Here is a 24,078-nt window from a genome sequence, read left to right on the forward strand (position 1 = left end):
CGACGGATATGCTAACCGACCCTCCGCTTTCGCGAGCAGGCTCGCTCCCACAGGGATCTCGGGTGCCACCAATTTTGAGTAGCACCGCTCCAATGTGGGAGCGAGCCTGCTCGCGAAAGCGGCAGATCAGGCAGCAAAAAAAACGGCACCTTCCGGTGCCGTTCGCTTCTCACATTTCCAACATCATTTGCGCGCATCAGCCCAGGATTTCAGCAGTTCGCTATAGCTCACGGTTTCACCCTTCGGCTTCTCGTTGGCCAGTTTCGGCTTCGGTGCGCCCGGTTGATCGAACCAGTATTGCGCATCGCGTTCCGGGTTCATCTTCGGTGCGCAAGTGGCCTGGGCCTTGGAGCGTTCGAGGCGTTCCATGATGCGGTCCTGATCCTTGGCCAGGCCATCGAGCGCTTGTTGCGGTGTTTTCTCGCCGCTGGCGGCTTCGGCGATATGGCTCCACCACAGTTGCGCCAGACGTGGATAGTCCGGCACGTTGGTGCCGGTCGGCGACCATTGCACGCGGGCTGGGCTGCGATAGAACTCGACCAGACCACCGAGTTTCGGCGCCAGATCGGTCATGGCCTGCGAGTTGATGTCCGACTCGCGAATAGGTGTCAGACCGACGATGGTTTTTTTCAGCGAAACAGTTTTCGACGTGACGAATTGCGCGTACAGCCACGCCGCAAGTTTCTGTTTCTCAGGCGTGGATTTCATGAACGTCCACGACCCCACATCCTGATAGCCGAGCTTCATGCCCTCTTCCCAATACGGGCCTTTAGGCGACGGCGCCATGCGCCATTTCGGCGTGCCGTCGGCGTTGACCACCGGCAGGCCGGGTTTGGTCATGTCGGCGGTGAACGCGGTGTACCAGAAAATCTGCTGGGCGATGTTGCCCTGCGACGGCACCGGGCCAGACTCGGAGAAGGTCATGCCGGCCGCTTCCGGTGGCGCATATTTCTTCAGCCAGTCGACGTATTTGGTGGTGGCAAACACGGCCGCCGGGCCGTTGGTGTCGCCGCCACGGGTCACGCTTGAACCGACCGGGTGGCAGTCCTCGACGCGGATGCCCCACTCGTCCACCGGCAAGCCGTTGGGCAGTCCCTTGTCGCCGCCACCGGCCATGGAGAACCAGGCATCGGTGAAACGCCAGCCCAGCGACGGGTCTTTCTTGCCGTAATCCATGTGGCCGTAGACGCGTTTGCCGTCGATTTCCTTGACGTCTTCGCTGAAGAATTTGGCGATGTCTTCATAGGCCGACCAGTTCACCGGTACGCCCAGCTCGTAACCGTACTTTTCCTTGAACTTGGCTTTCAGATCGGCGCGCTCGAACCAGTCGGCACGGAACCAGTACAGGTTGGCGAATTGCTGGTCGGGCAGTTGATAGATCTTGCCGTCCGGCGCGGTGGTGAAGGAGATGCCGATGAAGTCCTTGATGTCGAGGGTCGGCGAAGTGAAGTTCTTGCCTTCGTTGGCCATCAGGTCGGTGATCGATTCGGTCTTGCCGTAGCGAAAGTGCGTGCCGATCAGGTCGGAGTCGTTGACCCAGCCGTCATAGATGTTCTTGTCCGACTGCATCACCGTCTGCATTTTCTCGACCACGTCGCCTTCCTGCAGCAGGTCGTGGGTGAGTTTGATCCCGGTGATTTCGCTGAAGGCCTTGGCCAGCACCTTGGACTCGTATTCGTGGGTGGTCAGGGTTTCGGAAACGACCTTGATGTCCATGCCGCGAAACGGCTCGGCGGCCTTGATGAACCACTTCAGTTCTTCGAGCTGCTGTTCGGCCGTCAGGGTCGAGGGCTTGAACTCGCTGCCAATCCATTTTTTTGCAGCATCTTCGTAGGCGTCGGCCCAGGCAGATGCGCTCAGACCGCTGAGTGCCAGCATGGCTGCCAATGAAATGCTATGTCGCAGCTTATTGTTTTTATCGAACATAGAGACCTCCTGTTTAAGTTGTGGAGCCGCGTTGCCGAACGATTCGACTAGCCCCAACGCATCACAGCCAACAGCCACACCAGGGACAACGCGGACGCCACCCAGATGCTCCAGTCGGTGACGCCGATTACCAGCAAATGCAGGTAGGCGCTGCCGAGAAGACCGATAAACAAGCGATCGCCACGGGTGGTGGCAATCGGCAGAAACCCGCGCCGCAGAATGCTCGGCGAGCGCAATTCCCAGGTGGTCATGCCCACCAGAATCAGACCGATGCCGATGAAGAACGCGGCGGTCGGTGTCGTCCAGCTCATCCATTCCATCATCAGCTCCTCAGACTCGACCGAGGGCAAAGCCCTTGGCCACGTGGTTGCGTACAAACCAGATCACCAGCATGCCCGGCAGGATGGTCAACACCCCCGCCGCTGCCAGCACGCCCCAATCGATCCCCGACGCCGACACCGTGCGCGTCATCACCGCCGCAATCGGCTTGGCGTTGACCGAGGTCAGCGTGCGCGCCAGCAGCAGCTCGACCCAGGAAAACATGAAGCAGAAAAACGCCGTGACGCCGATACCGGAACCGATCAACGGGATGAAAATCTTCACGAAAAACTTGGGGAAACTGTAGCCGTCGATGTAGGCCGTTTCGTCGATCTCCTTGGGCACGCCGGACATGAAACCTTCGAGAATCCACACCGCCAGCGGCACGTTGAACAGGCAGTGCGCCAAAGCCACGGCGATATGCGTGTCGAAAAGGCCGATCGACGAATACAACTGGAAGAACGGCAGCAAGAACACCGCCGGCGGCGCCATGCGATTGGTCAGCAGCCAGAAGAACAGATGCTTGTCGCCGAGGAAACGATAGCGTGAAAACGCGTAAGCCGCCGGTAACGCCACGCTCAGGGAAATCACCGTGTTGAGGCTGACGTAATACAGCGAGTTCAAGTAGCCGGTGTACCAGCTCGGATCAGTGAAGATCACCTTGTAGTTCGCCAGCGTGAAATCCTGTGGGAAAAGCGTCAGGCCGCCGAGGATTTCGGTGTTGCTCTTGAACGACATGTTCAGCAGCCAGTAGATCGGCACCAGCAGGAACAGGATGTACACCAGCAATGGAATAAGCTTTTTCTTGCTCATGGCCGGGCCTCAGCGGTTGGCGTCGGAGTGCGTCATGGCGGTATAGAACAGCCACGACACCAACAGGATGATCAGGAAGTACACCAGCGAAAACGCCGCCGCCGGACCGAGGTCGAATTGCCCTACAGCCATCTGCGTCAACGTCTGACTCAAGAAGGTCGTGGCATTGCCCGGCCCGCCGCCGGTGAGCACGAACGGCTCGGTGTAGATCATGAAACTGTCCATGAAGCGCAGCATCACCGCGATCAGCAACACGCTTTTCAACTTGGGCAATTGAATGTGGCGGAACACCGCCCAGGCCGAGGCGCGATCAATGCGCGCGGCCTGGTAATAGACGTCGGGAATCGCCCGCAGGCCGGAGAAACACAGCAGCGCGACCAGCGAAGTCCAGTGCCAGACGTCCATCACCAGCACCGTCACCCAGGCGTCCATGGTGTTGGCCGCGTAGTTGTAGCTGATGCCCATCGCGTTGAGGCTGGAACCGAGCAGGCCGATGTCGGCGCGGCCGAAGATCTGCCAGATGGTGCCGACCACGTTCCACGGAATCAGCAACGGAATCGCCAGAATGATCAGCACCACCGAGGACCAGCGACCCTTGGTCGGCATGGTCAGCGCGACGGCGATGCCCAGCGGGATTTCAATCAGCAGCACGCACGCCGAATAGATGAACTGGCGCAGCAGCGAGTCGTGCAAACGCGGATCGAGCAGCACTTGCTTGTACCAGTCCGCGCCAACGAAGTAGCGGCTGGACTGGTCGAAGATGTCCTGCACCGAATAGTTGACAACGGTCATCATCGGGATCACCGCACTGAACGCCACCAGCAGGAACACCGGCAACACCAGCCACCAAGCCTTGTTGTTCTGCACTTTGTTCATGGCTGCGCCTCCTCGTCGCTGACTTCCAGGAGAAATTCATCGGCATAGACCATCAGCCATTGCGCCGGGAAACTGATGTACGCAGTGCCCTCGGGTACCGGCTTGTCTTCTGCCAGGCGCACTTTCAACGGCGCGCCGTCGAGGTTGAGGGTCATGATCTTGTAGGTGCCGAGGTCTTCGACGTGTACGACTTTTGCCTGCATCGCGTCGTCAAACGGCTCGTCCCACACATGAATGAATTCGGGGCGGATGCCGACCTTGAGATTTTTCCACTGGCCGTGCTCGATATGGCGCTGCAAGGCGTCGGACAGCGGCAGGTGCGTCGAGGCGAAACCGACACCACCGGGCTGCGGCTGCACCTCGATCAGATTCATCCCCGGGCTGCCGATGAAATAGCCGACAAAGGTGTGGCTCGGCCGCTCGAACAATTCCCGTGGCGTGCCGAACTGGACGATCTGGCCGCCGTACATCACCGCAATCTTGTCGGCGAAGGTCGAGGCTTCGAGCTGATCGTGGGTAACGTAGACCATGGTGATGTTGAACTGCTCATGGATCTGCTTGAGCTTGCGCCGCAGTTTCCACTTCAAGTGCGGGTCGATCACCGTCAGCGGCTCATCGAAGAGGATCGCCGAGACGTCGTCGCGCACCAGCCCACGGCCCATGGAGACTTTCTGCTTTTCGTCGGCGGTGAGATTGCGCGCTTTTTTGCTCAGCAGATTCTGCAGGTCGAGCACTTCGGCAATTTCCTGCACCTTGCTGTGCACTTTCGCCTCGGCCATGCCCTGGTTTCGCAGCGGGAAGGCGAGGTTGTCGAACACGGTCATGGTGTCGTAGACCACCGGAAACTGGAAAACCTGGGCGATGTTGCGCTTCTCCGGGGTCAGGTCGTTGACCGCTTTGCCGTCAAACAACACGTGGCCCTGGGACGGGCTGAGCAGGCCGGAAATGATGTTGAGCAAGGTCGACTTGCCGCAACCGGACGGGCCGAGCAAGGCGTAGGCGCCGCCCTGCTCCCAGACGTGATCCATCTCGCGGATCGCATAATCCTCGGCGCCGCTCGGGGTTTTGCTGTAGCTGTGGGCGAGGTGTTGCAAACGGATTTCGGCCATCAGGCAACCCTCGCGACACGCCGGCCCGGTGCTTGCACCAGACGGCCTTGCGCATCGAAAACGAACAGTTTGTGGGTCGGGATATAGATGCGGATCGGCGCATCGACGTCGTATTCGTGAACACCCGGCAAGTGCAGCACCAGCAGGAAATGCTCGTTGCGCACATGCAGGAAGGTTTCCGAACCGCTGATCTCGGCCACCTCGACGGTCACGGCCAATTCGAGATCGTCATCGTTGCTCGGCACCAGCGAGATATGGCTGGGGCGCACGCCGAAGCGGAACTCACCCTCGCCCACCGGGCGCAGATCGACGTTCAACGGAAAGTGTACGAAGTTGGCGAAGCTGACTTCGTTGCCGGCAATGCGTCCCGGCATGAGGTTGATCGGCGGTTCGGAGAACAATTCAGCGGCGAGCACCGACTGCGGCTGGTGATAGACCTCGGTCGACGGCCCGCTCTGGATCACCCGGCCTTCGTGCAGGATGGTGGTGGTGCCGCCGAGGGCCAGCGCTTCGTTGGGCTCGGTGGTGGCGTAGATGGCGATGGTGTGGCGGGCCTTGAACAGCTCGCGCATTTCCTGACGCAGCTCTTCGCGCAGCTTGTAGTCGAGGTTGACCAGCGGCTCGTCGAAGAGGATCAGTTCAGCATCCTTGACCAGCGCGCGGGCCATGGCCGTGCGCTGTTGCTGCCCACCGGAGAGCTCCAGCGGATAGCGCTGCAAGAACTTCTCGATGCGCAGCATGCGTGCGGTTTCCTGCACCTTGCTGTGGATGATCTCTTTCGAGATGCCGGCCTGACGCAGTGGCGAGGCGATGTTCTCGAACACCGTCATGGTCGGGTAATTGATGAACTGCTGATAGACCATCGACACGTTGCGCAGCCGCACCGGGCGCTGGGTGACGTCGACGCCGTTCATCAGCACGCGGCCGCTGTCGGGCTTGTCGAGGCCGGCCATCAGACGCATGAGGCTGGTCTTTCCGGACAGCGTGCGCCCGAGCAGAACGTTGAAGGATCCGGGTTCGAATTTCAGGCACGCATCGTCGATCCAGATCTGGCCCTCGACGGTACGGCTGACGTGCTCCAGGGTGAGTGACATGGCTCGGCCTTTGTTATTTTTGGAGTCAAGCGACCGGAGCAACAGAGCGACATTCGTGCCAGAAATGGCAAGTGCTTGATTTGTCTTGAGAAGCAGTGTTTACGGGGGCAAGCGGCGTTCACAGCTGAACACTTTTGAACAGTCGGGGTGATTGACATTGAACAATAGTGAACAACACTCTATGCACGCTTTTGCCCAATCCTCAATGCAAATGGATCCCCTGTGGGAGCGAGCCTGCTCGCGAAAGCGGTGTGTCATTCAATGAATCCATTGACTGAACCGACGCTTTCGCGAGCAGGCTCGCTCCCACAGGGGGTTTGTGGAGTTTTGAAGATCGGGTTCATAACAATAATAAAATCGCTGCACTCAGAGGCTCGCCCCCATGGCCGCACCTGCTTCGCCGCTGTCCCACGACGCGATCGTCCAGACCTCCTGGCAACGTTGCCGCGCGTTTGGCCTCGACCACCAGAGCGCCCCGGCCTTCGATCAATTGCCCGCCGCCGGCATTGCGCGGTTGCTCGACTGCCATCACTCGCTGGTGCAGACCACGCATCAGGAAGTCCTGCCCTACTACGAAAACATCCTCAGCAACTCCAACTGCCTGATCATGCTCGCCGACAATCAGGGTCAGGTGCTGACCTCGTGGGGCACGCAGCGCTTTATCGAGCCGAATCTGGCCCGGGGCTTTCAGGCCGGGGCGAGCTGGATGGAGCGCAGCAGCGGTACCAACGCGATCGGCACCGCACTGGCCTGTGAGCAGGCGGTGCACATCGAACACGACGAACACTTTCTCAAGGCCAACCGCTTCATGACCGGCTCCGCCGCGCCGATTTTCGACGCCGAGCGCAAGGTCATCGCCGTGCTCGATGTCTCCAGCGACAGCTACCTGCCGCCCTCGCACACGTTGGGCATGGTCAAGATGATGAGCCAGACCGTGGAGAACCGGCTGATCCTCAACCTGTTCCATGGCCAGCATTTTCAACTGACCTTCAACACCGGGTTGAACAACCTCGACAGCCAGTGGGCCGGGTTGTTGATTTTCGATGAGAGCGGACAGGTGCTGTCGGCCAATCGCCGCGCCGACAATCTGCTCGGTGTGCGTTTGTCCCGCGTCAGCGTTGAAAGCCTGTTCAAGGTGTCGCTGCTGGAGTTGATCAATCAGCCCGAGGGTCTGCCGTTTGCCCTGCAGACCTCTGGACGCAACCGTTTCCAGTGTTTGCTGAAACGGCCGAAACAGACACCGGTGCAGGCGCGGGTGTTTGTCGCCGAGGACAAGCCTGCGTCAGCCAGTGCGATCAGCCTCAATTCGCTGCACTTCGGCGACAGTCGCGTGGAAAAAGCCGTACGCCAGGCCGAGCGCTTGCTGGAAAAAGACATTCCGTTGCTGATTCACGGTGAGACCGGCGTCGGCAAGGAAGTCTTCGTCAAAGCCTTGCACCAGGCCAGCTCACGGCAAAAACAGGCATTCATTGCAGTGAACTGCGCAGCGATCCCCGCTGAACTGGTCGAGTCCGAGTTGTTCGGTTACGAGAAAGGCGCGTTCACCGGGGCCAACCAGAAAGGCAGCATCGGCCTGATCCGCAAGGCCGACAAAGGCACGCTGTTTCTCGATGAGATCGGTGACATGCCGCTGCCAACTCAGGCGCGTTTGTTGCGCGTGTTGCAGGAGCGCTGCGTGCAGCCGGTGGGCAGCAGCGAGTTGTTTCCGGTGGACTTGCGGATCATTTCCGCGACCAACCGATCATTGCGCGAGCAGGTACAACTGGGCCGCTTTCGCGAAGACTTGTACTACCGCATCGGCGGCCTGACCCTGGAGCTGCCGCCGTTACGCGAGCGCAGTGACAAGCAGGCGCTGTTCAAACGGCTGTGGGAGCAACATCGCGAGCCGACGCAATGGGCGGGGCTGAGCCCGGAGGTGTTGGAGCTGTTTGAAAAGCATCCGTGGCCGGGGAATTTGCGTCAGGTCAGCAGCGTGATGCAGGTGGCGTTGGCCATGGCCGAGGAGCAACCGGTGCGGCCAGAGCATTTGCCTGATGATTTTTTTGTCGATCTGGAGATGGAGCCAGTGGAGACGGCGGCGCCGTTGGGGCTGGATTTGAATGATGTTGAGGCGTTGAACCGCGAGTTGAAGGCGGCCGGGGGGAATATTTCGCATCTGGCGCGGCGGTTGGGGGTGAGTCGGAATACGCTGTATAAGCGGTTGCGGCAAATTGGCAACTGAGTACACCCCTTTGCCCCTCACCCCAGCCCTCTCCCCGAGGAGAGGGAGCCGACCGAGGTGTCTTGCGTTATACATCGACCTGAAAAACACGCGTCGATTATGGATTAGGCGAACATCGTCCTGTTCGGCTACTGCATCAACCCCTTGCCCCTCACCCCAGCCCTCTCCCCGAGGAGAGGGAGCCGACCGAGGTGTCTTGCGTTATGCATCGACCTGAAAAACACGCGTCGATTATGGATTAGGCGAACATCGTCCCTGTTCGGCTACTGCATCAACCCCTTGCCCCTCACCCCAGCCCTCTCCCCGAGGAGAGGGAGCCGATTGGGGGATATTCGAGAGATACGCCGACCTGACCTTGCTTCATCGAATCCATAATCGACTCGATCGTTCAGGTCGGCGTATAGCAAAAGACACCTCGGTCAGTCCCCTCTCCCTCCGGGAGAGGGCTAGGGTGAGGGGCTTTTGACTTTTGGCTTTTGAGTCAGTCAGCCAGACGCCAGGTAGTCCCACCCTTGCCATCTTCCAGCACCACACCCATCGCCGTCAGCTGATCACGAATCCGGTCCGACTCGGCCCAGTCTTTCGCCGCCCGAGCTGCCAGGCGCGCCGCAATCAGTGCATCGACTTCAGCCGCATCGACCCGCCCTTCAGCGCCCGCCTGCAAAAAGTCATCCGCCTCCAACTGCAACACACCCAACACGCTCGCCAGTTCTTTCAGACGTGCCGCCAGCCCCGCCGCTGCATCGAGATCGCTCTCGCGCAGACGGTTGATCTCACGGACCATCTCGAACAGCACGGCGCAGGCTTCAGGGGTGCCGAAGTCGTCGTTCATCACCGTGGTGAAACGCTCTACAAACGCTTCGCCGCCTGCCGGCGCGACGCTCGGCAGGCCTTTCAGCGCATGGTAGAAACGCTCCAGTGCGCCCTTGGCGTCCTTGAGGTTATCTTCCGAATAGTTGATCGCGCTGCGGTAGTGGCTCGACACCAGCAGGTAACGCACTACTTCCGGGTGGTACTTGTCGAGCACGTCGCGGATGGTGAAGAAGTTGTTCAAGGACTTGGACATCTTCTCGCCATTGATGCGAATCATCCCGCAATGCATCCACGCGTTGGCGTAGGTCTTGCCGGTGGCCGCTTCGCTCTGGGCGATTTCGTTTTCGTGGTGCGGGAACTCCAGGTCGCTGCCGCCGCCATGAATATCGAAAGTCTCACCGAGGCAGCAGGTGGACATCACCGAGCACTCGATGTGCCAGCCCGGACGTCCGGCGCCCCATGGCGATTCCCAGCTCGGCTCGCCCGGCTTGGCGGCTTTCCACAGGACGAAGTCGAGCGGGTCTTGTTTCGACTCGTCGACTTCGATGCGCGCGCCAATGCGCAAATCTTCGATCTTCTTGCGCGACAGCTTGCCGTAGCCCATGAACTTGGCGACGCGGTAGTACACGTCGCCATTGCCCGGCGCGTAGGCGTAGCCCTTGTCGATCAGGGTCTGGATCATCGCGTGCATGCCAGCGATGTGATCGGTGGCGCGCGGTTCCATGTCCGGCTTCTGGATGTTCAGGCGCGCTTCGTCTTCGTGCATCGCGGCGATCATGCGCTCGGTCAGCGCTTCGAACGATTCACCGTTCTCGCGGGCACGATTGATGATCTTGTCGTCGATGTCGGTGATGTTGCGCACGTAAGTCAGGTCATAACCGCTGAAGCGCAGCCAGCGCGTCACCAGGTCAAACGCGACCATGCTGCGGCCGTGGCCGAGGTGGCAGTAGTCGTACACGGTCATCCCGCAGACGTACATGCGCACCTTGTTGCCATCCAGCGGCTTGAAGACTTCTTTGCTCTTGCTGAGCGTGTTGTAGATCGTTAGCACGTTAGTTCCTTGACTCACTCACTGGCCCCACGAATCACGCAGGGTCACGGTACGGTTGAATACCGGCTGACCGGGTTTCGAGTCCTTCAGGTCCGCGACGAAGTAGCCTTCGCGCTCGAACTGGAAACGGTCTTCCGGCTGTGCGTTGCCGAGCGATGGCTCGGCGCGACAACCGGTCAGCACTTGCAGCGAGTCAGGGTTGATATTGTCGAGGAAGCTGGCGCTGTCTTCGGCTTTTTCCGGGTTCGGCGAACGGAACAGGCGATCGTACAGGCGCACTTCGCACTCGACGCTGGCGGCGGCCGGCACCCAGTGGATCACGCCTTTGACCTTGCGCCCTTCCGGGTTCTTGCCGAGGGTGTCCGGGTCGTACGAGCAACGCAGTTCGACGATGTTGCCGTCGGCGTCCTTGATCGCTTCGTCGGCGCGGATCACGTAGCTGCCGCGCAGACGCACTTCACCGGCCGGTTCCAGGCGCTTGTAGCCCTTCGGCGGCTCTTCCATGAAGTCTTCTCGGTCGATGTAGATTTCCCGGGCGAATGGCAGCGCGCGCACGCCCATGTCTTCTTTCGGGTGCCGTGGCAGTTCGAGGTTTTCGACCTGGCCTTCCGGGTAGTTGGTGATGACCACTTTCAGCGGACGCAGCACGCACATGGCACGCGGTGCGCTGTGGTCGAGGTCGTCACGAATGCTGAATTCGAGCATGCCGAAATCGACCACGCCGTCGGAACGGTTGGTGCCGATCATTTCGCAGAAGTTGCGGATCGATTTCGGCGTGTAGCCACGGCGGCGGAAGCCCGACAGCGTGGACATCCGCGGATCGTCCCAGCCATTGACGTGCTTCTCGTCAACCAATTGCTTGAGCTTGCGCTTGCTGGTGATCGTGTAGTTCAGGTTCAGGCGGCTGAATTCGTACTGGCGCGGGTTCGCCGGCACCGGCAGGTTCTCCAGGAACCACTCGTACAGCGGACGATGGCTTTCGAATTCGAGGGTGCAGATCGAATGGGTGATGCCTTCGATGGCATCCGACTGCCCGTGGGTGAAGTCGTAGTTCGGGTAGATGCACCACTTGTCGCCGGTCTGGTGGTGATGCGCGTGGCGGATGCGATACATGATCGGGTCGCGCAGATTCATGTTCGGCGAGGCCATGTCGATCTTCGCCCGCAGCACGCGCGCGCCGTCCGGGAATTCACCGGCCTTCATGCGCGCGAACAGGTCGAGGTTCTCTTCCACGGTGCGGTCACGGAACGGGCTGTTCTTGCCCGGCTCGGTCAGGCTGCCACGGTATTCCTTGGCCTGCTCGGGGGTCAGGTCGTCGACGTAGGCCTTGCCGGCCTTGATCAGCTCGACGGCCCAGTCGTGCAATTGGTCGAAATACTGCGAGGCGTAGCGCACTTCGCCGGACCATTCGAAGCCCAGCCATTTGACGTCGCTTTCGATGGCGTCGATGTATTCCTGATCTTCCTTGGCCGGGTTGGTGTCGTCGAAACGCAGGTGCGTGACGCCGCCGAACTCCTGGGCCAGGCCGAAGTTGACGCAGATCGACTTGGCGTGGCCGATGTGCAGGTAGCCGTTGGGCTCCGGCGGGAAGCGAGTCACGATCTGGGTGTGCTTGCCCGAGTCCAGGTCTGCCTGGATGATCGGCCGCAGGAAGTTGACCGGCACGGCAGGGCCGGACTTGGCATTCGAGGTAGGGTCGACAGTGGGCTTGCTCATAGGATCCTTGACGTACAGGTGCGCGGCCGCAAAGAGGGGCCAGACAAAACAAAGCCGCTATCATAGCCGATGCTGTCAAGGGCCTGACAGAGCAGCTCTTATAAAGGCACGCATTTAATCGCCGGGAAATGAAAAACCGCCTCGAAATTCGCGCCTGTCACGCTAAACTGCGCACCTTGGCCGAAGCAGGCTGAACCGGTTGTGGGGCTCAATGTCCCAGAACCACGAATTCCCTATGAAGAGTAATGACCATGACTCAAGTCAAACTGACCACCAACCATGGCGACATCGTCATCGAACTGAACGCTGAAAAGGCGCCAATCACCGTTGCCAACTTCATCGAGTACGTCAACGCTGGTCACTACACCAACACCGTATTCCACCGCGTCATCGGCAACTTCATGATCCAGGGCGGCGGTTTCGAGCCAGGCATGAAAGAGAAGAAAGACAAGCGTCCAAGCATCCAGAACGAAGCGGACAACGGTCTCTCCAACGACAAATACACCGTCGCCATGGCCCGCACCATGGAGCCGCATTCGGCATCGGCGCAGTTCTTCATCAACGTCGCCGACAACACCTTCCTCAACCACAGCGGCAAGAACGTCCAGGGCTGGGGCTACGCGGTATTCGGTAAAGTGACCGCCGGCACCGACGTTGTCGACAAGATCAAAGGCGTGTCGACCACTTCCAAAGCCGGCCACCAGGACGTACCAGCAGACGACGTGATCATCGAGAAAGCCGAGATCATCGCAGCGTGATATTGCTGATTTCAGACTTGCATCTGGAAGAGGAGCGCCCGGACATTACCCGGGCGTTTCTGGATTTGCTCGCCGGACGCGCCCGCTCGGCGAGTGCGTTGTACATCCTCGGCGACTTCTTCGAGGCGTGGATTGGCGACGACGCCATGACGCCCTTTCAGCGTTCCATCTGCCAAGCCCTGCGCGATTTGAGCGACAGCGGCACGGCCATCTTTCTGATGCACGGCAATCGCGATTTCATGCTCGGCAAGGCCTTCTGCAAACAGGCCGGCTGCACCTTGCTGAAGGATCCGAGTGTCGTGCAGTTCTACGGCGAGCCAGTGCTGCTGATGCACGGCGACAGCCTGTGCACCCGCGACGTTGGCTACATGAAGCTGCGCCGCTACCTGCGCAACCCGATCACCCTGTTCATCCTCCGTCATCTGCCGCTGAGCAGCCGCCACAAACTGGCGCGCAAGCTACGCAGCGAAAGCCGTGCACAGACGCGGATGAAGGCCAATGACATCGTTGATGTCACCCCGGAAGAGATTCCGCGAGTGATGCAGGAATTCGGCGTGAAAACCCTGATCCACGGCCACACCCACCGCCCGGCAATTCACAAGTTGCAGCTTGGTGAACAAGCGGCGAAGCGGATTGTGCTGGGGGATTGGGATCGTCAGGGATGGGCGTTGCAGGTGGATGAGAGTGGGTATGCCTTGGCCCCGTTCGATTTCGCCCCGCCGCTGGCATTGCCGCACGGCTAAAAGCTGCACCCCCTCACCCCAGCCCTCTCCCCCAGGGGGGCGAGGGGGAAAGGGAGCCGATCTTCATGCAATCCAAACCTGAGTTCGACTGCAGTCTGGCAGGTCGATGTCTACCGAACATCCACCGCGGTCAGTCCCCTCTCCCTCCGGGAGAGGGTTAGGGTGAGGGGCTTTTGATCTTGATCTTAGTGCCCCGAAGCTGCCGGCCCGGCCTTGGCGGCAAACGGCGGTTTCGCCAGCCATACAATCAAAATCAACCCCATGAATCCCCAGCCCAGCAACGTGAAGTAATCCACGGTGGAGAGCATGTACGCCTGGCTGGTGAGGATCTGATCCATCTGCGCATACGCCGACTGGCTCGCCCCACCCAACTGATTCAGGGTCTCGCGGGTGGCAGGCTCGAACGTGCTGATGCTCTCGCTCATATACGCATGATGCTGATCGGCCCGGCGAATCCAGATCCAGGTGGTCAGCGAGGCCGCGAAGCTGCCGCCCAGTGTCCGCAGGAAAGTCGCCAGGCCTGCGCCGTCAGCGATCTGGCTCGGCGGCAAGTCCGACATCAGAATGCTCAGGGTCGGCATGAAGAACAGCGCCACGCCGATGCCCATGAACAACTGCACCAGCGCAATGTGCTGGAAGTCGACTTCGTTGGTGAACTCGGCACGCATGAAGCAGCTCAGGCCAATCGCCAGAAACGCAATGCCGGCGAGCAGACGCAGGTCGAACTTGTGCGCGTATTTGCCGACAAACGGCGACAGCAACACCGGCAGAATCCCGATCGGCGCCACGGCAAGCCCCGCCCAGGTCGCGGTGTAGCCCATTTGCGTTTGCAGCCACTGCGGCAGGATCAGGTTGATGCCGAAGAACCCGGCATAACCCAGCACCAGCACCAGCGTGCCGATGCGGAAGTTGCGATGGGCGAACAGGCGCAGGTTGACCACCGGATGGCGGTCGGTCATTTCCCAGATCACGAACACCGCCAGGGCGACCACGGAAATCGCCGCGCCGACGATGATGAAATTCGACTCGAACCAGTCCAGGTCATTGCCCTTGTCGAGGATCACCTGCAACGCGCCGACACCGATGATCAGGGTGATCAGGCCGACGTAATCCATTGGCTGGCGACTGGTCACCACTGGCCGTTTCGCCAGTTGCGAACGCACCACCATCACCGCAAAGATGCCGATCGGCACGTTGATAAAGAAGATCCACGGCCAGCTGTAACTGTCGGTGATCCAGCCGCCAAGAATCGGCCCGGCGATGGGCGCGACCACCGTGACCATCGCCAGCAGCGCCAGGGCCATCCCGCGTTTCGCCGGCGGGTACACCGCGATCAACAGGGTTTGCGTCATCGGATACAACGGCCCGGCGACCAGACCTTGCAGCACACGAAAGCCGATCAGCTCGGGCATCGAAGTCGAGATACCGCAGAGAAACGACGCCAGCACGAACAGCATCGTCGCCCACAGAAACAGCTTCACCTCGCCGAAGCGGCGGCTGAGCCAACCGGTCAGCGGCAGCGCAATCGCGTTGCTCACGGCAAACGAAGTGATGACCCAGGTGCCCTGCTCCGAACTCACCCCGAGGTTGCCGGATATCGTCGGCAGCGCCACGTTGGCGATGGTCGTGTCGAGCACTTGCATGAACGTCGCCAGCGACAGGCCGATGGTGCTGAGCAACAGGCTGGGCGGCGTGAAAGAAGCGTTATTGCTCATTGTGAATCCTATGAAACCTGATGGTCGCTGCGGTCTGATGAACACAGCCGGCCCTGTGGTAGCGGGCCCTTGTGGCGAGGGGATTTATCCCCGCTGGGTCGCGAAGCGGCCCCTCTTTTGGCTCAGGAAAAGCGGGCCTGCTGCGCAGTCCAGCGAGGATAAATCCCCTCGCCACAGATAACCCCTCACCACAGAGCCCGCTTCTGATCCGGTGTGCTCTCAGCGCTGTGCGGTCTTGCCTGCTGCTGCGCTGTTGTCGTGAATCAACTGGGCAATCATCGCGTCCGCTTCGGCCAGTTGGCGCTCGTAGACGTTGGTGCTGAACGTGGCCTTTTGCGGCGGTTGCTGGGCCAGCACCGGGCCGCTCTGGTCGTGCAGATTGACCTCGACATTGGTCGACAGACCGACACGCAGCGGGTGCTTGGCCAGCTCTTCGGCATTGATGTGGATACGCACCGGCACACGCTGGACGATCTTGATCCAGTTACCGGTGGCGTTCTGTGCCGGCAGCAGAGCAAACGCGCTGCCGGTACCGGCGCCGAGGCTGTCGACGGTGCCGCTGTATTTCACATCGCTGCCATAAATATCGGCCTCGATATCCACTGGCTGACCGATGCGCATGTCACGCAGTTGGGTTTCCTTGAAGTTGGCGTCGATCCACAGCTGATCCAGCGGAATCACCGCCATCAGCGCGGTGCCCGGCTGCACGCGCTGACCGAGCTGCACGGTGCGCTTGGCGACGTAACCGGTGACTGGCGCGATCAAGGTGCTGCGGGCATTGGTCAGGTAGGCCTGACGCAGATCGGCAGCCGCCGACATTACGTCCGGATGCGACGAGACCACGGTGTCGTCGACCAGTGCGCTGGTGGTTTTCAGTTGCTGTTTGGCGTTGGCCAGAGCGTTCTGCGCCGAGGTCAGGTCGTCGCGGGCGTGGGACAGTTCTTCCTGGGAAATCGCCCCGCCTTGGGCGAGATTTTTCCGCCGGTTGTAGTTGTCCTGGGCCTTCTGCACTTCGGCCTGCTGCGCATTGACCTGCGCTTTCATGCCGTCGACGTTGCTGTACAAACCGCGCACCTGACGCACGGTGCGCGCCAGTTTCGCCTTGGCACTTTGCAGGCCGACTTCGGCATCATTGGGGTCGAAGTTGACCAGCACCTGGCCTTCCTGGACCAGATCCCCGTCGTCGGCGCCGATGCTGACCACGGTGCCGGTGACCAGCGGCGTGATCTCCACGACGTTGCCGTTGACGTAGGCATCGTCGGTGCTTTCGTTAAAGCGCCCGATGAACTCGTGATAGGCCCAGACGCCGGCAATGGCGAGCAGGACCACCACGGCGAGGGCCAGCAGCATCACCTTGCGTTTGCGCGGGTTGCCGGTGTCCGGGGTGTTGTCTTGAGCTTGGGTGTTTTCGGCAGTGGCCATGACAAATACCTTGAATTATGGGTGCGACGAGGCGGGGCTGGCGTTGGCTGCGTTCAGGTTTTCACCCTGAAAGCCGCCGCCCAGCGCTTGCATCAGTTGAATCGACAGGTCGATTTGCTCGGCATTGAGGGTCGCCAGCTGACGCTGGGCCTGGAGCAATTGCTGCTCGATGCTGAGCACGTCCAGGTAGTTGCCGATGCCGGAACCGTAACGCTGGACGACGGTGTTGTAAGAGTCCTGAGCGATGTCGGTGGCGTGCTGCTGCGCACCGATCTGCCGACCGATATCGCGCAGCTGATTGATCGTATCGCCGACATCGCCGAGGGCTTTCACCAGGCTTTTGTTGTACTGCGCCACCGCCAGATCGTAATCGGCGTCGCGCGCATCGAGGTTGGCGCGCAAGCGTCCGCCATCGAAAATCGGCAGCGACACGGTCGGCGCGATGTTGAAGAAGCGACTGGCCGAGCCGAACATCGCATCACCCAGCAACGACTCGGCGCCGGCCGAAGCCGACAGGTTGAGGTTGGGATAGAAACGGGTTTTCGCCGCATCGATATCCTTGCTCGCCGCCTCGACACGCCAGCGCGCCGCGACCAGATCCGGGCGGCGGCCGAGCAGTTCCGCCGGCAACACCGACGGCACCGCCACGGCGCTGGCTTGGAGAACTTTCGGTCGAGCGATTTCGTTGCCACGATCCGGGCCTTTGCCGAGCAATACCGCCAAGGCGATTTTCGCGCTGTTCAGGCGTTTTTCCGCGTCGATCAGGCTGGCCTGAGAACTGGCTTCCAGACTCTGGGTTTGCTGGAACTGGTACTGGCTGTCGATCCCCGAACTCAAGCGGCGCTGGCTGAGGTCGAGCATTTGCCGGGTGCGCTTGAGGTCTTCGCTGGCGAGGTCGTAAACGATGTGCGCCTGACCGAGATCGCTGTAAGCACGGGCGACGTCAGCGGCGAGGGTCAGTTGCGCGGCCTGACGGTCGACTTCAGCAGCGCGAGCCTCGCCGAGTGCGGCTTCCCAGGCATCGCGCTGACCGCCCCACAAGTCGAAGTTGTAATTGAAGCCGGCGCTGACATTGCGCACCGTCGCATAGGCACCGCCCTGCCCCAGCGGATCCTGATCACGAGCCAGCCGCGAGCGGCTGATGCCGGCGCTGGCGTCGAGGGTCGGATAGCGCTCGGCATCGGCGGCATAGGCGGCGGCACTGGCCTGATGGGCGCGGGCTGCGGCGATCTGCATGTCCGGGCTGTCGTGCAGGGCTTCGCGGATCAGGCCGTCGAGCTGCGGATCGCCGAGGCTGCTCCACCAATCGCTCTTCGGCCACGCCGCTGGCGACAGGGTGACGCCGTCCAGAGACTGCGCTGTCTTCAGGCTCTTCGCGTCGAGGCGTTGGCCTTCAATGTCGAGGCCGCTGTAGTTGGCGCAACCGGCGAGGATCATCGCCGACAACAGCAGCGTCAGACTGCTGCGCAAAGTGTTAGCGCTCATTGTGATCACCTAGACGCTGGATGGTGATCGGGTCACCGGCGGCCAGCAGGATTTTCTTGAGGATGTATTCCAGGGTTTTCAGCTCTTCGCGGGAGATCGCGCCGGCCAGTTCATTCATCGCATCGGCACCGATGTGCGGCAGACGATCAGCCAGTTGCTGGCCCTGCTCGGTCAGCTTCAACTGCACCTGACGGCGGTCGCCTTCGCTGCGCTGACGAAGCAGAAAAGCCTTCTGCTCGAGACGATCGAGCATGCGCGTCATCGACCCGCTGTCCAGCGACAGATGCCGGCACAGCTCGGCCGGGGTGTCGACGCCGAACTGGGCCATGATGATCAACACCTTGAACTGCGCGGCGGTAATGCCGTGGGGCTCCATGTGGGTGTCGATGATCCGGTCCTTGAGCAACGCGGCACGGCCAAGCAACAAGCCAAGGTGGCAATGTTTGAATTCTTCCGGGGTGAAATGCTTCATGGGTCGACCTGATAACTGCCTAGGCAGTGAATGTATGTCGAGATGTTACTGCTTAGGCAGCGAATGTCAACGCAATAGTTAGGGGGCTTGGTAATTTGTTGACAAGTGAACTGGGTTTTATTGCGTGCGCAACCGCATTCGCGAGCAGGCTCGCTCCCACAGGGAACGCATTTGTGCATGGAAAACACATGCATTGTGGGAGCGAGCTTGCTCGCGAAGGCGTCGTCCCATTCACCATCGATGTTGCGGCTGACGGCCTCATCGCGAGCAGGCTCACTCCTACAGGGAACGCATTTGTGCAGGGAAAACACATGCTTTGTGGGAGCGAGCTTGCTCGCGAAGGCGTCGTCTCATTCACCATCGATGGTGCGGCTGATGGCCTTATCGCGAGCAGGCTCACTCCTACAGGGGAATGCATTGCAAGTGGGGAGCGTCTGCGTCTTCTAGGAATCGCCTGATATTCAGGCTTGAGTGCCGTGGCTAACGTACGCCGCTCATCGGCCGACACGAAAAGCCCTCTTCATGAAGCGTTTCCAAAACCATTGCCCGCTCCTGCTCTGTATCGCAGCCACCCTGCTTGCCTGTGCTTCGAGCGCCATGGCTGGCAGCTGCGTGGCAGTCGATTCGAAACTCGACACTCTCAACTTTGGCGCCAGCCTGGCCAGTTCGACTCTGAACATTGCTGCCGACACACCCAATGGCACCGTGGTTTATCAGGACACCGTGCAGTCGCTCGGGCACATCTGGAGCTGCTCGAAGACGTCCATGTTCGGCATTCTGATGAACCCGAAACTGGGCACCGCCAGCGGTACGGAAACTCTTTTTCCGTTAGGCAAAAGCGGGTTGTCCTACCGCGTCTGGTTCACTGCACTGGACCGCTACCAATCAGCGCCGCAGGCCATTGCACCCAACACCAGCTATGGTTTCGGTGCAAATTCGGTGCGCCTGGAAATCGTCAAGACCGGCGCGCTGGCACCGAAAGTCAACATCGATTCAGGGTATCTGGGCAGCCTGCAGGACGATGATCTGATCCTGAAAAAACTCAACCTGATGAACCCCATCGTATTGAATGCCGCCTCCTGCGAAACGCCGTCGGTACCCGTGGCGATGGGCGACGATTATCAACTTCATGAATTTCGCGAAGCCGGCGCCAAGCCGCGCACGGTGCGCTTCGACATCGCCCTGAACCAATGCCAGACCGGCATCAAAAAAGTCACCTATTCGCTCAAGGCCAACACACAGGTGATCGATGCGACCAAGGGCATCGTCGCACTGAATGCCGGCTCCACCGCCAAAGGCATCGGCCTGCAAGTGATGAATGAAGCGGGCCAGCCGATCGCTTTCGACACGACCTACCCGTTCGATGCTTTCAACACCACCGGGCTCAACTTCAAGATCCCGTTGTCAGCCGCTTATTACCGCCTGGGCAATGAAGAACTCAGCGCCGGCAGCGCCAATACCGAAGTGACTTTCATCGTCAATTACTTGTGAAGTCTTTAAGAATCGTCTGATTTTCGTCCTGCCTGGGCACCCCTACTGTGCCGGCATGCGATTGAAGAATTACCTCCACCAGATCAGCCCGGTGCTGTCCACGCCCCATGCTGCGCGACGTTTGTTGCGCATTTTTGCGTGGGTGCTGCTGTTGGGCATTCTCGGCGGTGTGTACAGCTTTCTGCTGTTCACCTTCAACAACGAAATCTCCCAGCGGCGCAGCTACATGAGTAGCGCCATCGCCGAGGCGCACACGTTTTTCACCACCCGCGAAGCGCTGCTGGAAAGCCTGAGTTTGTCGGCGACCCGCCAGACCGCGTTGAACGCGCCGCTGTCCGCAGAAGAGATTCGTCTGTTGCTCGGGCAGACGCCGGGCAAGCAATGGAGTATCTGGCTGACCGAGCGCATGCGCGACTATCTACAAGCGCGCAAATTGAATCTGCTCTACGTCAGCAGCGGCGCCGAAGCACAAGTCTGGCGCCTGTACAACACGACGCCGATGGCTGGCGATTTTCCGCAGGCGATGCTCGAACGCCTGGAAACCCTCAAGCGCGACAACAACGGCGCGCTGAAAGAAATCTGGCTGACGCACAATTCGCAAGGGCACTCGCAACTGTACATCTTCATTCGTCTGGATGAACGCGACCTTGATTCCGGCTGGCTCGGTCTGGAGATGGATGACCGCGAAGTTGCCAATGCGTTGAGCGACCACAGCGCCGGCGAGTTCACCATGTTCAACTCCCAGGGCATGCCGCTCTTCAGCAACAGCCACAAGCCGCCGCGCGGGCAGGATCTGCCGCTGTTGCGCCAGCAAGACTTTTTCGGCTTCGTCGGTGATAGCTGGCTGCCCGAGCAACTGGTGTTGCGCAAACAGCTGAAATCGTCGGACTGGCAACTGACCTACTCCATCGACTTGCTCGCCGTGCTGTGGGCGTTGTGGCCGCAGATGCTTGGCGCGCTGACGTTCTGTCTGGCCAGTATCAGTCTGGTGTGGCTGCTGATCCGACGTCTGGAACAGCGCTTCATCACGCCGACCTTGCAGCGGATTCAGGCTTTGGTCGAAAGCGAGCTGTTCAGCCGCGACGTGATCCAGACCGCGCCGGTGGCGCTCTGCGTATTGCGGCGCAGTGACGCTCGGGTGGTGCTGGAAAACACCCTCGCCCGGCAATGGCTGGGCGAATGCGGCCAGCAATTGGGGCCTGGCTGGATCCGCGCTGCGTTTGCGCAAAACACGCCGTGCCTGACTGACTATTTCGAGACCGCCGACGGTCGCCACCTGTACCTGAGCTGCGCGCCGACCCGCTACAACGGCGAAGACGTGTTGCTTTGCGCATTCAGCGACATCAGCGCGCGCCGGCAGATCGAAGCGGCGCTGGAGCAGGCGCGCCAGTCCGCCGATGCCGCCAACGAAGCGAAGACCCTGTTTCTGGCAACCATGAGCCACGAGATCCGCACACCGCTGTATGGCGTGCTCGGCACCCTCGAATTGCTCGCCCGCACGCAACTCGACACTCAGCAGAAAAGTTACCTGCGAGCGATCGAAGGTTCGTCCGCCACCCTGCTGCAATTGATCTGCGATGTGCTCGATGTATCAAAAATCGAGGCGGGACAACTGGCGCTGGAGCTGAGTGATTTTTCCGTGGTGACGCTGGCGCAGGAAGTCGTTCAGGGATATGCGGCGGCGGCGCAGAGCAAGGGCTTGCAGCTGTATGCCTGCTTTGACTCGCAACTGCCCGAAAGCCTGGTCGGCGATGTCAGTCGTCTACGGCAGATTCTTAATAATCTGTTGAGCAACGCGGTCAAATTCACCGATTCCGGGCGCGTGGTGTTACGGGCGAAAATGCTCTCCCGCGAAGGCGAGCGCGTTTGCGTGCAATGGCAAGTCTCGGACACCGGGCGCGGCATCGCGCACGCGGATCAGGATTTTATCTTCGAACCGTTCTACCAGACCCAAGGCAACAGCCACGTGGTTGCGGGGACCGGGCTGGGCCTGCCGATCTGCCTGCGCCTGACCAATTTGATGAACGGCACCCTGCGCATGGTCAGCGAACCGGGGCTGGGCAGCAGTTTTTCCCTGACGTTGCCGCTGGAGCAGCGTTCGGGCAATGCGCTGCCTGAAGTGAAGGCGAAACTCGCGGCTGAGACCGTTTACGTGGTGTCGCCAGTGCGCGAATTGGCCGAGAGTCTGGCGGGCTGGCTGCGTCGTTGGGGCGCTCTGCCGCACCTCGGCGCGCCAGCCAGCCACGAGCCTGCCGATAGCGGCGTGTTGCTTGAGTTGTACCCCGAGCCGATGGCGCAGCGTAGCGACCTGCACTGGTCTGGTCCGCGAGTGCTGGCCAGCGGCGATGCAGCCTGTGAACCGCAGGGCACCGGCGACGGCTGGATGGCGAACCTGAACGATCTGGCCGCAATCCGCCAAGCCGTGCGTCAGGCGCAGTGCGGCCCCGTCATAGAGCATCAGCAGCACTCGCCAACCGCCGCGCTGGCGCCGTTGCACCTGCACATCCTCGTCGCCGAAGACAATGCGATCAACCAACTGATCCTGCGCGACCAATTGCAGGAACTGGGCTGCACGGTGGCGCTCGCCAGCGATGGTGAAGAAGCCTTGTCGCTGTGGCAGGACGACAGCTTCGATGTCGTGCTGACTGACGTGAACATGCCGCGCCTCAACGGTTATGAGCTGGCCAAGGCTCTGCGCCACGTGGGCTGCGCCACGCCGATCATCGGCGCCACCGCCAACGCCCTGCGCGGCGAAGAGGCGTTGTGCCTGGCCGCCGGGATGAATCACTGCCTGATCAAACCTTTCACGTTGCGAGCCTTGTCGACCGTACTGGCTCCCTACCAACGAGTCGCCGATGAAGTCCTCTAGCCTGCTGATAGTCGAAGATCACCCGTTCCAGCATCTGTACTTGCAGAACCTGTTCAACGAACTGGGTGTGTTCGATCTGGAATTTGCCCGGGACGGCGAAGAAGCCTTGTGCCGTCTGAAGAACCGCGAGTTCGATCTGGTGCTCACCGATCTGCTGATGCCGGGCATGGACGGCGTGCAGTTCATTCAGGGCCTCGCCACGCAGAAATCGCGCCCGGCCCTGGCGATCATGAGCGCCGCCTCGCGGCGCATGCTGATGGGCGCAAGCCTGGTGGCGAGCAACCTGCAAGTGAAAGTCATCGGGCTGATTTCCAAACCGGTCAACAGCGCGGCATTGCGCTGCCTGATCGAACAGTTACGGGCATTGCGTCAGGATGCGCCTGTTGCCATGCATGCCGGTATCGATCGGAAAAGTCTTTTGCGTGCACTGGACAACGCTGAGCTGCAAGCATGGTTTCAACCCAAAAAGGCACTGGACAATGGCCGCATCGTTGCCGCCGAAGCGCTGGTGCGCTGGGTGCATCCCGAACACGGCACATTGTTGCCGGGGCTGTTTCTACCGGCGCTGATCGCCCACGACCTTGAAGAGCATCTGCTCTGGCGCATGCTCGAACAGTCCATCAACGCCCAAGCCATATGGCGCCAGCAAGGCTATGACATTCCGGTGTCGATCAACCTGCCCACGCACTTGCTCAACAGCCACGACCTGCCCGATCGCATCCTCGCGTTTGTCCTGCAACACGACGGGTTGCCAGCGCGGATCTGTTTCGAGCTGATGGAGTGCTCGGTGCCCGATGACATCAGCAATTTCTACGCCGGGGCCTGCCGCTTGCGGATCAAGGGCTTCGGCTTGTCCCAGGATGATTTCGGCAAAGGCTACAGCTCTTACATGAACCTGGTGTCGGCGCCTTTTACCGAACTGAAAATCGACCGCGCACTGGTCCAGGGTTGCAACAGCAGCGCCGAACTGGCGCAAGCGCTGACCAGCATCGTCACGCTGGGTCGACAACTGGGCCTGACGGTAGTGGCCGAAGGCGTGGAAACTGCGCAAGAACTTGCTCTGTTGCGTAAGATCGACTGCACTCAGGTTCAGGGTTTCCTGATTTCCCACGCGGTGTCTTCGGAGCAGTTCCAGCAGTTGCTCAGCCACGACGGCCCGGCAAATGTCTGGTGATCCGCACAACGC

At 60.5% G+C, this 24,078-nt stretch carries 18 protein-coding genes; 6 read left to right on the forward strand and 12 right to left on the reverse strand.

Going from position 1 to position 24,078, the window contains the following annotated elements; genetic code table 11:
* Positions 1-183: 183 nt before the first annotated feature.
* Genes HU724_RS18115 through HU724_RS18140 form a run of 6 tightly spaced genes read right to left on the reverse strand, consistent with a single transcriptional unit; the run spans position 184 to position 6,136 of the window.
* Positions 184-1,926 (reverse strand): ABC transporter substrate-binding protein, encoded by a 1,743-nt coding sequence (locus tag HU724_RS18115; protein WP_016775286.1) that lies wholly within the window; start codon positions 1,924-1,926, stop codon positions 184-186.
* A gap of 47 nt (positions 1,927-1,973) precedes the next feature.
* Complete coding sequence (locus HU724_RS18120; RefSeq protein ID WP_038861868.1) at positions 1,974-2,246, reverse strand: DUF2160 domain-containing protein; 273 nt, start codon at positions 2,244-2,246, stop codon at positions 1,974-1,976.
* Between the two features lie 10 nt (positions 2,247-2,256).
* Complete coding sequence (locus tag HU724_RS18125) at positions 2,257-3,057, reverse strand: carbohydrate ABC transporter permease (protein WP_024013421.1); 801 nt, start codon at positions 3,055-3,057, stop codon at positions 2,257-2,259.
* A 9-nt stretch (positions 3,058-3,066) separates the two neighbouring features.
* Complete coding sequence (locus HU724_RS18130; RefSeq protein WP_007912484.1) at positions 3,067-3,933, reverse strand: carbohydrate ABC transporter permease; 867 nt, start codon at positions 3,931-3,933, stop codon at positions 3,067-3,069.
* Positions 3,930-5,042 carry an ABC transporter ATP-binding protein gene (locus HU724_RS18135; protein ID WP_186566392.1) on the reverse strand — a complete coding sequence of 371 codons (1,113 nt, stop codon included), beginning with the start codon at positions 5,040-5,042 and terminating at the stop codon, positions 3,930-3,932. The genes HU724_RS18130 and HU724_RS18135 overlap by 4 nt, the downstream gene beginning before the upstream one ends.
* Positions 5,042-6,136 (reverse strand): ABC transporter ATP-binding protein, encoded by a 1,095-nt coding sequence (locus HU724_RS18140; protein ID WP_016775291.1) that lies wholly within the window; start codon positions 6,134-6,136, stop codon positions 5,042-5,044. Before HU724_RS18140 ends, HU724_RS18135 begins: the two co-directional genes overlap by 1 nt.
* A gap of 382 nt (positions 6,137-6,518) precedes the next feature.
* Between HU724_RS18140 and HU724_RS18145 the strand changes: the two genes are divergently transcribed.
* On the forward strand, positions 6,519-8,357 hold the full coding sequence (locus HU724_RS18145) for a sigma-54-dependent Fis family transcriptional regulator (RefSeq protein ID WP_186566390.1): 1,839 nt from the start codon (positions 6,519-6,521) through the stop codon (positions 8,355-8,357).
* Between the two features lie 481 nt (positions 8,358-8,838).
* On the opposite strand, the gene cysS is transcribed toward HU724_RS18145, so the two are convergent.
* Both cysS and HU724_RS18155 read right to left on the reverse strand, forming a co-directional pair.
* Positions 8,839-10,221 carry a cysteine--tRNA ligase gene (gene cysS / locus HU724_RS18150; RefSeq protein WP_122612129.1) on the reverse strand — a complete coding sequence of 461 codons (1,383 nt, stop codon included), beginning with the start codon at positions 10,219-10,221 and terminating at the stop codon, positions 8,839-8,841.
* 18 nt (positions 10,222-10,239) lie between these two features.
* Positions 10,240-11,937 (reverse strand): glutamine--tRNA ligase/YqeY domain fusion protein, encoded by a 1,698-nt coding sequence (locus HU724_RS18155; protein WP_186566387.1) that lies wholly within the window; start codon positions 11,935-11,937, stop codon positions 10,240-10,242.
* A 251-nt stretch (positions 11,938-12,188) separates the two neighbouring features.
* Between HU724_RS18155 and HU724_RS18160 the strand changes: the two genes are divergently transcribed.
* Positions 12,189-12,695 carry a peptidylprolyl isomerase gene (locus tag HU724_RS18160; protein ID WP_076567676.1) on the forward strand — a complete coding sequence of 169 codons (507 nt, stop codon included), beginning with the start codon at positions 12,189-12,191 and terminating at the stop codon, positions 12,693-12,695.
* Positions 12,692-13,438 carry a UDP-2,3-diacylglucosamine diphosphatase gene (gene lpxH, locus HU724_RS18165; RefSeq protein ID WP_095182078.1) on the forward strand — a complete coding sequence of 249 codons (747 nt, stop codon included), beginning with the start codon at positions 12,692-12,694 and terminating at the stop codon, positions 13,436-13,438. Before HU724_RS18160 ends, lpxH begins: the two co-directional genes overlap by 4 nt.
* Before the next feature lie 185 nt (positions 13,439-13,623).
* Here lpxH and HU724_RS18170 read toward each other — a convergent pair whose 3' ends face one another.
* From HU724_RS18170 to HU724_RS18185, 4 genes are all read right to left on the reverse strand, one after another.
* Positions 13,624-15,153 carry a DHA2 family efflux MFS transporter permease subunit gene (locus tag HU724_RS18170; protein WP_024013426.1) on the reverse strand — a complete coding sequence of 510 codons (1,530 nt, stop codon included), beginning with the start codon at positions 15,151-15,153 and terminating at the stop codon, positions 13,624-13,626.
* A 219-nt stretch (positions 15,154-15,372) separates the two neighbouring features.
* Positions 15,373-16,575, reverse strand: a complete 1,203-nt coding sequence (locus HU724_RS18175; RefSeq protein WP_186566385.1) for an HlyD family secretion protein — start codon at positions 16,573-16,575, stop codon at positions 15,373-15,375.
* 15 nt (positions 16,576-16,590) lie between these two features.
* Positions 16,591-18,060 (reverse strand): efflux transporter outer membrane subunit, encoded by a 1,470-nt coding sequence (locus HU724_RS18180; RefSeq protein ID WP_186566383.1) that lies wholly within the window; start codon positions 18,058-18,060, stop codon positions 16,591-16,593.
* On the reverse strand, positions 18,050-18,532 hold the full coding sequence (locus tag HU724_RS18185; protein WP_016775300.1) for a MarR family winged helix-turn-helix transcriptional regulator: 483 nt from the start codon (positions 18,530-18,532) through the stop codon (positions 18,050-18,052). The genes HU724_RS18180 and HU724_RS18185 overlap by 11 nt, the downstream gene beginning before the upstream one ends.
* Positions 18,533-19,054: 522 nt before the next feature.
* Here HU724_RS18185 and HU724_RS18190 point away from each other — a divergent pair.
* From HU724_RS18190 to pvrR, 3 genes are read left to right on the forward strand one after another with little or no spacing between them, the layout of a single operon-like run.
* Positions 19,055-20,023: a fimbrial protein gene (locus HU724_RS18190; RefSeq protein WP_186566381.1), complete on the forward strand. Its 969-nt coding sequence runs from the start codon at positions 19,055-19,057 to the stop codon at positions 20,021-20,023.
* Between the two features lie 55 nt (positions 20,024-20,078).
* Complete coding sequence (locus tag HU724_RS18195) at positions 20,079-22,892, forward strand: ATP-binding protein (protein ID WP_186566379.1); 2,814 nt, start codon at positions 20,079-20,081, stop codon at positions 22,890-22,892.
* The gene (pvrR, locus tag HU724_RS18200) at positions 22,879-24,066 is read left to right on the forward strand and encodes a response regulator cyclic di-GMP phosphodiesterase PvrR (protein ID WP_186566377.1); all 1,188 of its coding nucleotides are present in this window, start codon (positions 22,879-22,881) and stop codon (positions 24,064-24,066) included. The genes HU724_RS18195 and pvrR overlap by 14 nt, the downstream gene beginning before the upstream one ends.
* The last annotated feature ends 12 nt before the right edge of the window (positions 24,067-24,078 follow it).

The sequence above is a fragment of the Pseudomonas iranensis genome (assembly GCF_014268585.2).
GTDB classification, from domain to species: domain Bacteria; phylum Pseudomonadota; class Gammaproteobacteria; order Pseudomonadales; family Pseudomonadaceae; genus Aquipseudomonas; species Aquipseudomonas iranensis.